The sequence below is a fragment of the Buttiauxella sp. B2 genome (assembly GCF_006376615.1).
Classification (GTDB): Bacteria; Pseudomonadota; Gammaproteobacteria; order Enterobacterales; family Enterobacteriaceae; genus Buttiauxella.
On record NZ_VEXQ01000023.1, the window covers coordinates 45,672 to 56,586 of the forward strand.

General features: G+C 50.4%; 6 protein-coding genes. 1 reads left to right on the top strand and 5 read right to left on the bottom strand.

What is annotated here, in order from left to right:
• Positions 1-53: 53 nt before the first annotated feature.
• The gene (metH, locus tag FH968_RS19695) at positions 54-3,737 is read right to left on the bottom strand and encodes a methionine synthase (RefSeq protein ID WP_139882458.1); all 3,684 of its coding nucleotides are present in this window, start codon (positions 3,735-3,737) and stop codon (positions 54-56) included.
• A gap of 185 nt (positions 3,738-3,922) precedes the next feature.
• Between metH and iclR the strand changes: the two genes are divergently transcribed.
• Positions 3,923-4,756 carry a glyoxylate bypass operon transcriptional repressor IclR gene (gene iclR, locus FH968_RS19700; protein ID WP_139882460.1) on the top strand — a complete coding sequence of 278 codons (834 nt, stop codon included), beginning with the start codon at positions 3,923-3,925 and terminating at the stop codon, positions 4,754-4,756.
• Here the strand turns inward: iclR and aceK are convergent.
• The 4 genes from aceK to metA all read right to left on the bottom strand — a co-directional run bounded on the left by aceK (position 4,753) and on the right by metA (position 10,676).
• Entirely contained in the window at positions 4,753-6,495 is a 1,743-nt protein-coding gene (aceK, locus tag FH968_RS19705; RefSeq protein WP_139882462.1) for a bifunctional isocitrate dehydrogenase kinase/phosphatase, read from the bottom strand. The genes iclR and aceK overlap by 4 nt on opposite strands.
• 50 nt (positions 6,496-6,545) lie before the next feature.
• Positions 6,546-7,853 carry an isocitrate lyase gene (gene aceA, locus FH968_RS19710; protein WP_139882464.1) on the bottom strand — a complete coding sequence of 436 codons (1,308 nt, stop codon included), beginning with the start codon at positions 7,851-7,853 and terminating at the stop codon, positions 6,546-6,548.
• A gap of 35 nt (positions 7,854-7,888) precedes the next feature.
• Entirely contained in the window at positions 7,889-9,487 is a 1,599-nt protein-coding gene (gene aceB / locus FH968_RS19715) for a malate synthase A (RefSeq protein WP_139882466.1), read from the bottom strand.
• Positions 9,488-9,746: 259 nt separating this feature from the next.
• The gene (gene metA, locus FH968_RS19720) at positions 9,747-10,676 is read right to left on the bottom strand and encodes a homoserine O-succinyltransferase (RefSeq protein ID WP_139882469.1); all 930 of its coding nucleotides are present in this window, start codon (positions 10,674-10,676) and stop codon (positions 9,747-9,749) included.
• Positions 10,677-10,915 lie beyond the last annotated feature (239 nt).

The following is a 10,915-nucleotide window of genomic DNA, read 5'->3' on the forward strand; positions in this document are numbered from 1 at the left end:
GTTTTGGGTTGTAAACCACCCTCTCCCATACGAGAGAGGGTGCAGATCGGCAATCAGTCCGCGTCGTAGCCCAAATTCGGTGCTAACCAGCGTTCAACCTCGGTGACCGACATCCCTTTACGACGCGCATAGTCTTGCACCTGGTCGCGTTGAATTTGCGCCACGGCGTAGTACTTGCTGTCAGGATGGCTGAAGTACCAGCCGGAAACCGAGGCACCAGGCCACATCGCGTAGGATTCAGTGAGTTTCATACCCACTACATTTTCTACGTCCAGCAATTCCCAGATGGTCGCTTTTTCGGTGTGTTCCGGGCAGGCCGGATAACCCGGAGCAGGACGAATCCCTTGATAGTTTTCGCGGATGAGCTCCTCGTTGCTGAGGTTTTCCGTTGGCGCGTAGCCCCAGTAAACCTTGCGAACACGCTCATGCAGATATTCGGCAAAGGCTTCCGCCAGGCGATCGGAAAGCGCTTTCACCATAATTTTGTTGTAATCATCGTGCTGTGCTTCGAAAGCTTCGGCTAACGCATCTTCTTCCATGCCACCAGTTACCGCAAATGCCCCGATATAGTCAGCTTTACCGCTGTGTTTCGGTGCCACAAAATCGGCCAGGCAGTAGTTGGCAAAACCGGTTTTCTCGGTTTGCTGGCGCAGATGGTGCGCGACGGTTTGCACGCGAGTACGAGATTCATCGCGATAGATTTCGATATCGTCATCCACGCGGTTCGCCGGGAACAACCCCACCACACCACGCGGTGTCAGTAATTTTTCCGCATGCAGCTTATCGAGCATCTCGTTCGCGTCTTTAAACACGCGCTGCGCTTCTTCACCCACCACTTCGTCTTCGAGGATGCGCGGATATTTCCCCGCCAGCGACCACGTCATAAAGAATGGTGTCCAGTCGATGTAATTCCGCAGCGTTTCAATGCTGGCGGTCACTTCCTGCACGCCCGGGCGATGTGGAACCGGTGGCGTGTAGCTCGCCCAGTCAAACGCCAGGTCGTTCTCACGCGCGGCCTGCAATGTGACTGGCGGAGTGCGTGGTTTTTTGCGAGCGTGCTGGGTACGCACGGTAACGTATTCTTTGCGCGTGCGTTCCACAAATTCGTCGTGCTGAGTAGCAGAAAGCAGCGCTGAAACCACGCCTACGGTACGCGAAGCGTTCTGCACATAAACCGTCGGGCCGCTGTAGTTCTGTTCGATTTTCACCGCGGTGTGCGCTTTGGAGGTTGTCGCCCCGCCAATCAGCAGCGGCAGCGTAAAGCCCTGGCGCTCCATTTCTTTGGCGACGTTAACCATTTCATCCAGTGACGGAGTGATCAGCCCAGAAAGACCGATAATATCCGCGCCTACTTCACGCGCAGTTTTCAAAATTTTCTCAGTTGGCACCATTACGCCAAGGTCGATGATTTCGTAGTTGTTACATTGCAGCACCACACCAACGATGTTTTTGCCGATGTCGTGAACATCGCCTTTCACCGTGGCGAGCACGATTTTGCCGTTGGTGGAGCCTTTTTCTTTGCTGGCTTCAATGTACGGTTCGAGATACGCCACCGCTTGTTTCATCACACGTGCCGATTTCACCACCTGAGGCAGGAACATTTTCCCTTCGCCAAACAGGTCACCGACCACGTTCATGCCTGACATCAACGGCCCTTCGATCACTTCGATTGGCCGTGCGACTTGTTGGCGTGCTTCTTCGGTATCAGATTCGATAAATTCGGTGATGCCTTTAACCAGCGAGTATTCCAGACGTTTTACCACATCCCAGCTACGCCATTCAGCCTGCTGAGCATTTGCGCCATCATCACTTTTACTGCCGCGATATTTTTCTGCCAGGTCCAGCAATCGTTCGGTGCTGTCATCACGACGGTTAAGAATCACGTCTTCGACGGCATTACGCAATTCATCAGAAAGATCGTCATAAATTGCCAGTTGCCCGGCGTTGACGATGCCCATATCCATGCCTTTGCGGATGGCGTAATACAGGAATACGGCGTGAATTGCCTCGCGTACTGGGTCGTTGCCACGGAACGAGAACGACACGTTCGACACGCCACCAGAAATCATTGCATGAGGCAGTTCGCGCTTGATGTCCTCACACGCGCCGATAAAGTCCTGGGCGTAGTTGTTGTGCTCTTCAATACCGGTTGCAACCGCAAAGATGTTCGGGTCGAAAATAATATCTTCAGGTGGGAAGCCGACTTCTTCAGTCAGAATTTTGTAGGCACGGCGGCAAATTTCAATTTTGCGCTCACGGGTATCTGCCTGCCCGACTTCGTCAAACGCCATCACCACCATCGCGGCACCGTAGCGGCGCACCAGTTTTGCATGGTGGATAAACAGCTCAACCCCCTCTTTCATGGAGATGGAGTTAACGATGCCTTTGCCCTGAATACATTTCAGGCCTTTTTCAATGACGTCCCATTTTGAGGAGTCAATCATGATTGGCACGCGGGCGATGTCCGGTTCACCCGCAATCAGATTGAGGAAACGCACCATTGCCGCTTCGGCGTCGAGCATCCCTTCATCCATGTTGATGTCGATGATTTGCGCGCCGCTTTCTACCTGCTGAAGCGCCACTTCCAGCGCTTCGTTGTATTTATCTTCTTTGATTAGACGCTTAAATTTGGCTGAACCGGTCACGTTAGTACGTTCACCAACGTTCACAAACAGGCTTTCTGCGGTGATATTCAGCGGCTCAAGGCCTGCTAAACGACACGCCACTGGCAACTCAGGCAGTTTACGCGGCGCAACACCTTCAACCGCTTTGCTCATGGCTGCGATGTGAGCAGGCGTTGTGCCACAGCAACCGCCGATGATATTAAGGAAACCTGCCTGCGCCCATTCGCCAATTTGGCGAGCCATCTCAACTGCGTCGAGATCGTATTCACCAAAGGCATTCGGCAGGCCAGCATTCGGGTGCGCAGTGACATAGCATTCGGCAATACGCGAAAGTTCTGCCACGTACTGGCGCAATTCATCTGGCCCCAGCGCACAGTTCAGACCAAAGGTCAGCGCATCCGCATGGCGTAGTGAGTTGTAGAAAGCTTCGGTAGTTTGCCCGGAAAGAGTACGGCCTGATGCATCAGTAATGGTGCCGGAGATCATGATTGGCAGATCCACGCCCAACGCTTCAAATTCAGTTTTAACGGCGAAAATAGCCGCTTTGGCATTCAATGTATCAAACACCGTTTCGATCATGATGAGATCAGCACCACCTTCCACCAGCGCACGGGTAGATTCGCGATAGGCTTCCACCAGCAAGTCAAAAGTGACGTTACGGAACGCAGGGTCATTAACGTCCGGTGAGATTGACGCAGTACGGTTGGTTGGGCCTAACACACCCGCCACGTAGCGTGGTTTTTCTGGCGTACGTGCTGTCCATTCATCGGCACAGGCGCGGGCAAGCTTTGCCGCTTCATAGTTAATTTCTGCCGATAGGGATTCCATTTGGTAATCCGCCATCGCGATGGTGGTGGAGTTGAAGGTATTGGTTTCGACGATGTCGGCACCGGCTTCAAAGTAGTCATAGTGAATAGCGGCAATAATTTCCGGTTTGCTCAGCACCAGCAAGTCGTTGTTCCCTTTCAGGTCACACGGCCAGTCTGCAAAGCGCTCACCTCGGAAATCACTCTCATCAAGACGGTAGCTTTGGATCATGGTTCCCATACCACCATCCAGCACCAAAATGCGTTCTTTCAACTGCTGATGCAGTTTTTCTAATTTATTGCTCACTCTAACTCCCACCTGTTTACCCAAGCCTGTCAGCCCAACAAGTCATACTGTCATAACTTGTAATAGTCGCAAAGCAATGGAACATGAGACATGTTCACCTGACTGATCCGATGAGTCCGATGCTGGTTGCATTATCGCCAAATAAAACGAAAATGATTTCCACGATACGAAAACAGGAGTCAGTTATGGTCGCTGCCGTTCCCGCCAAACGTGGAAAAAAACCGCGCGCTACCACAGTGGCCGCACCTCAACCCACCGGACAAGTTCAGTCGCTTACGCGCGGCCTGAAACTGCTTGAATGGATTGCAGAATCACATGGTAGCGTTGCGCTCACTGAGCTTGCTCAACAGGCTGGCTTACCTAATTCCACAACGCATCGTCTACTCTCCACCATGCAGCAACTCGGCTTTGTACGCCAGATTGGCGATCTCGGGCATTGGACGATTGGCGCACATGCGTTTGTCGTCGGCAGTAGTTTTTTGCAAAGCCGTAATCTGCTGGCAATTGTTCACCCGATACTGCGTAAGCTGATGGAAGACTCAGGTGAAACCGTGAACCTTGCGGTACTCGACCATAGCGATCATCAGGCGATTATCATCGACCAGGTACAATGCGCCCAGTTGATGCGCATGTCAGCGCCGATTGGTGGCAAATTACCTATGCACGCATCTGGCGCCGGGAAAGTGTTTCTTGCAAATCTAAGCGACGATCAGGTGACATCTTTGCTGCACCGCAAAGGGTTGCATAGCTACACGCCTGCAACGCTCACTTCGCCGTTGCATCTGAAAGAAGATTTAGCGCAAACCCGCAAACGGGGTTATTCGTTTGATGATGAAGAACATGCGCTGGGACTGCGCTGCGTGGCATCTTGTATCTATGATGAACATCATGAACCGTTTGCTGCCATTTCCATTTCCGGTCCAATTTCACGTATCACGGACGACCGCGTAACCGAGTTGGGCGCATTAGTGATTAAAGCGGCGAAAGAGATTACTCAGGCGTACGGCGGCGGGCGCTAGCCCGCCTGTTTTAAATCTCCGAAACGCTGGCAAAAGCGCTGGCGTCTACGATACGCAAAAACATCTTCTACATGGCCGTTGCGGATACGTTCCTGCAATGCGCGCCAAAAGTCAGCACAAAACAACTCGCTGTGCATTTCATCAAACAATTCACGAATACGCGGATCAGCGCAGAGGTAATGACGAAACTCTTCCGGAAATACATCGCCCGGAGCCACGCTGTACCAGGGTTCGGCAGAGAGTTCATCTTCCGGATAACGCGGCAGTGGTACGTTGCGGAAATTCACCTCTGTCATATAGCAAATTTCATCGTAATCATAGAATACGACGCGACCATGGCGTGTGACGCCAAAGTTTTTAAATAGCATGTCGCCGGGGAAAATATTCGCCGCAGCAAGTTGGCGAATAGCGTTGCCGTATTCTTCTACTGCATCACGTAATTGCTGGCCTTCCACTTGTTCGAGCCACAAATTCAGCGGCACCATTCTGCGTTCAATATAAAGATGACTGATGGCGATGCGGTCACCGAGATCGGTCAATTTTCCGGGGACTTCCTGGTGCAACAGTTCCAGCAATGGCTGGCTAATTTGATGCTTCGAGAGCACAAAGTTTTCAAACTCTTGAGTATCGGCCATACGCCCGACACGATCGTGTTCTTTGACTAGCTGATAGCATTCGCGCACACGTTCGGCAGTTACCTCTTTTTGCGGTGCAAACTTGTCTTTAATCACCTTGAACACGCGATCAAAACCGGGGAGCGTAAATACCAACATCACCATGCCACGGATGCCAGGCGCTTCAATAAACTTCTCGTCCGTGTTCGAGATATAGGTCAGGTATTCACGATAACTTTCTGTTTTTCCATGTTTCTGGCAGCCAATCGCCATATACAGTTCGGCAGTCGTTTTGCCAGGCAGTAGTTCACGCAGCCATTCAACCAGCGCTGCGGGTTGCGGGGCATAAACCATGAAGTATGAACGCGCGAAACCAAAGACAATGCTCGCTTCGGAAGTGCTCGTTAAGCAGGTATCAATCACTAGATTTCCGTCATCGGTGCGATGAATCGGCAGCAAGAACGGTACTTTACCGGTAGGCAAAACCAATTTTCCAACAAGCCAGGCGGCTTTATTGCGATAAAACAATTCGTTGGCGATTTCCACATAGCTCTGTTCCATGGCCTCATAACCAAAGGTTTCACTCAGATGCGCGATGATGTAATTCACATCACGTGACAGATTTTGCCAGGCCATGCGTAGCGGAAGATCATTGAATAATGATGTCAGAAGCGCATGCCAGCTTTGTTCCGGAAAGAACGATTTTGACAGCGGGCGAGGAATAGTTCGAAAGCGTTTTTCTTCCTGAGAACTAAAGATAAAAAGCCGCTCGGGAGATAACGAGCGGTGTTCGAAAAGCCGACAATAAACGGAATTGAAAAAGCTTTCGGCGATTTCAAAACGAGGGTAATCGGGCAACAACTGGGTGTACTGCGCTTTGACTCGCAATAAAAATTCATCGTCAGTATTGTGGCCGCCGGTGATGCAGCGCAATTGCTCAACGACCAGACCGACATGATGATCATAGAGATGAATACGACTTTTCATCGCCTGCTGAACAGCGTGCCAGTCTGCTTGCTCGAAGCGCTGCTGTGCTCCAGCGGTTATCTCAAGAAAGCGACCATACTGCGCGTCAAAACCTTGCAGGATGGTGTGTGCAATTAACAGTTCCAGCCTGTGTGTCATCGGTTTCTCCGCGGTATTTCGCCCTCGCCTTGAAGTGAGGGCTATTGAACTCAGAACTGCTCTTCTTCCGTTGACCCTGTTAACGCGGTAACCGAAGAAGCACCGCCCTGAATAATCGTCGTTACGCGGTCAAAATAGCCGGTCCCTACTTCCTGCTGATGGGAAACGAACGTGTAGCCTTCAGGTGCGGCGGCAAATTCTGGCTGCTGCACTTTCTCAACGTAATGCCTCATCCCTTCGCCCTGAGCGTAAGCGTGAGCCAGGTCGAACATGTTGAACCACATGCTATGAATGCCTGCCAAAGTAATAAACTGGTATTTGTAGCCCATTGCTGACAGCTCTTCCTGGAACGAAGCAATGGTTTTGTCATCCAGGTTTTTCTTCCAGTTAAACGATGGTGAGCAGTTATAAGCCAAGAGTTTTCCTGGGAAGCGAGCGTGAATGGCATCAGCAAAGCGGCGAGCTTGCTCGAGGTCTGGTTTCGATGTTTCACACCACACCAAATCGGCGTAAGGCGCGTAAGCCAACCCACGGCTGATCGCTTGCTCAATGCCCGCACGAGTACGATAGAACCCTTCCTGAGTTCGCTCACCCGTAACAAATTCACGGTCGTATTCATCGCAATCGGACGTTATCAAATCCGCCGCATCAGCATCAGTACGGGCAATCACAAGTGTCGGAACGCCCATCACGTCAGCCGCCAGACGGGCGGCGACTAATTTTTGAATCGCCTCCTGAGTCGGAACCAACACCTTGCCGCCCATGTGACCACATTTCTTCACTGACGCGAGCTGATCCTCAAAGTGAACCGCTGCCGCACCGGCCTGAATCATCGATTTCATCAACTCAAACGCGTTTAGCACACCGCCAAAACCGGCTTCTGCATCGGCGACAATCGGCAGGTAGTAATCGACATAACGCGGATCACCCGGCTCGATGTTCGATGCCCATTGGATCTGATCGGCGCGACGGAATGTGTTGTTGATCCGATCGACCACCGCTGGCACGGAGTTTGCCGGGTACAGTGATTGATCCGGATACATGCTGGAAGCCAGGTTTGCATCTGCCGCCACCTGCCAACCTGAAAGATAAATGGCTTCGATACCCGCTTTTGCCTGCTGCAATGCCTGCCCACCGGTTAATGCACCGAGACTGTTGATGTACCCTTTTTTCGATTCGCCATGCAGCAAACGCCACATTCTCGCTGCACCATTTTGTGCCAGCGTACATTCAGGGTTCACCGAACCTCGCAGTTTAACGACGTCTTCTGCCGTGTAGGGACGCTTGATTCCTTCCCAGCGTGGTTGCGTCCAATCCTGTTGTAATTGTTGGATCTGTTGGGTGCGTGAGGTTTTCATTGCAGATGCTCCATATATTTTTATTTAAGTTAGGTTCAAGCGAGCAGGCGGTAACCTGGCAGCGTCAGGAAGTCGATTAACGTGTCGGAAGTCGTGATTTGCTCCATCAACCGAGCCGCTTCATCAAAGCGCCCTTGGCTGAAACGCTTGTCGCCTAACTCTTCCTGAATAATGAACATCTCTTCGGCCAACATTTGGCAGAACAACGCCTTGGTGACCGTTTCACCGTTACTCAACGCTTTTTCATGATGAATCCACTGCCAGATTGAGGTTCGTGAGATTTCCGCAGTCGCGGCATCTTCCATCAACCCATAGATTGGCACGCAACCATTACCTGAAATCCATGCTTCGATGTATTGCACCGCGACGCGGATGTTGGCGCGCATCCCCGCTTCAGTGCGTTCGCCAGGGCAAGGTTCCAGCAGCTGTTCAGCGGTAATAGGTGCATCTTCTGTGCGCAAAACATGAAGCTGGTTTTTATCGTCACCTAACGCTTTGCTAAAGACTTCCATCACCGTGTCAGCAAGACCTGGATGCGCAATCCATGTACCGTCGTGACCGTTGGTGGCTTCCATTTGTTTGTCTGCTTTAACTTTGTTGAGCACCCAGTCATTGCGTTGGCTGTCTTTACTCGGGATAAAGGCTGCCATACCGCCCATCGCAAACGCCCCGCGGCGGTGACAGGTTTTGATCAGTAAACGCGAATAGGCATTCAGGAACGGTTTGTCCATGGTGACAGACTGACGATCGGGCAAAATGCGATCTGGATGATTTTTCAGGGTTTTGATATAGCTGAAAATGTAATCCCATCGACCACAGTTCAGTCCGACAATGTGATCGCGCAGTGCGTGCAGGATCTCATCCATCTGGAATACTGCTGGCAGTGTTTCAATCAGCAATGTCGCTTTAATCGTGCCGCGTGGCAGAGAAAAATGATCTTCGGTAAAACTGAAGACTTCGCTCCACCAGGCAGCTTCCTGCCAGGATTGTGTTTTTGGCAGGTAGAAATACGGGCCGCTTCCTTTTGCCAACAGAGTGTCTACGTTGTGGAAGAAGTAGAGTGCAAAATCAAACAGGCTTCCAGGAATCGGTTCATTTCGCCAGGTGACGTGTTTTTCCGGCAAGTGCAGGCCGCGCACACGGCAAACCAATACCGCTGGATCTGGCTTAAGCTGGTAAATCTTTCCGGCTTCGTTCGTCCAGCTGATCGTGCCATTAATGGCATCGCGTAAGTTGATTTGCCCGTCGATAACTTTGTTCCAGCTTGGTGCCAGGGAATCTTCAAAGTCGGCCATGAATACTTTGACGTTAGCATTGAGCGCGTTAATCACCATCTTGCGTTCAACCGGCCCGGTTATTTCAACACGTCGGTCGAGTAAATCGGCTGGGATTCCGCGAATAGTCCACTTTGATTCACGAATGGAATGTGTTTCCGAATTAAAATCCGGAAGCTTTCCTGCGTCTATTTCTGCCTGCTGAACGGTGCGTGCCGCCAGCAGTTTATTGCGTTGTGGTGTAAAGCGGATGACGAGTTCACTCATAAACTCTACTGCATCAGGCGTCAGGATCTGCCGCTCTTGTTCACCAAACGGCTGGCTAAAGGCCAACTCTGCGCTAACTGTCTGTTGTGTCATTGGATTACTCCCCTCGTCTCATCCCGTCGATAAAGCCAAACTTATCTGGTACGTCCAGTGTGTGGTTTTCACTCAGCAGACTTAAGACTACTTCATGATTTATTAAAATCAAAAACAATTTCCATTTTTATAATAAAAATCATTCATCACATTGATATATATAAATTTAAAATTTATTCATGGAGGGAATTTGTTTTTATAAAACAAAAAAGGCACCTTAAGGTGCCTTGATCGTAAAGTAGACGGGGTGCTGAAACGCTTAATCGAGCGTCGGATTCATATGGCGTAAATCGAATGGAGTGATCTGGTAAACGTAGTAGTTCAGCCAATTGGTGAAGAGCAAATTCCCATGACTACGCCAGGTTGCATGTGGCTTCTTCTGCGGATCGTTACTTGGGAAATAATTATATGGAACATCTGGATTCAGACCCGCCTCTACATCACGGAAATACTCACCTGAAAGCGTGTGCGCGTCATATTCCGGGTGCCCTGTAACAAAGGCGATGCGCTTATCTTTGCTACCAAATAAGTACGCATCCCCTTCTTCTGACTCGGCCAGAATTTCGAGATCGGTATAGTCACGTATCAAAGAGGCTGGAAAATCCGCATACCGAGAGTGTGGGGCCAGGAAGGTGTCATCAAAACCCCGAGTTAACAGAGCATGCGGGTAAGTGAGGTTATGCTCGTACACACCAGACAGTTTCTCTTTGCGTGTTTGCTTCGGGATGCCGTAGAGAATATTGAGAGCTGCCTGCACAGCCCAACAGACAAATAGCGTTGAGGTAACGTGATCTTTTGCCCAATGGATCACTTGCTCAATCTGCGGCCAGTAAGCAACATCGTTAAATTCCACCAGACCCAATGGTGCGCCAGTAACGATTAACCCATCAAAATTTTCATCCTGAATATCTTCGAAATTACAGTAGAAATTATTGAGGTGCTCAGCCGGTGTATTACGGGATTCACGTGAATCAATGCGTAGCAGTTGGACATCGACCTGCAGAGGAGAGTTAGAAAGTAGACGTAAAAACTGGTTCTCCGTCTCAATCTTTTTCGGCATCAGATTAAGTATGAGTACCTTTAGCGGACGGATTTCCTGATTACTTGCGCGCGATGTTGTCATGACAAAAACGTTCTCATCACGCAGGAAATTGACTGCCGGTAACTCATCCAGGACCCGAATTGGCATAACCTTATATCCTCACAGCACACGTTTAAACGTTTAGACATCCAGATAGCTGAAGATAACTCGACGCTTGTCAAATGTCGAGTATTCATAAGTTAGTTGAAAATGTTTCACTTAAGAACGACTTCCTGATGCAGTGGATTACGCGGGCAAACAGTGGGTTTTGCAGTGGATTATCACGGGGACAGGGAACTGAATTTCCATAAACTGCAGACAGCAAAAAGCCCTGTACGTCAGTACAG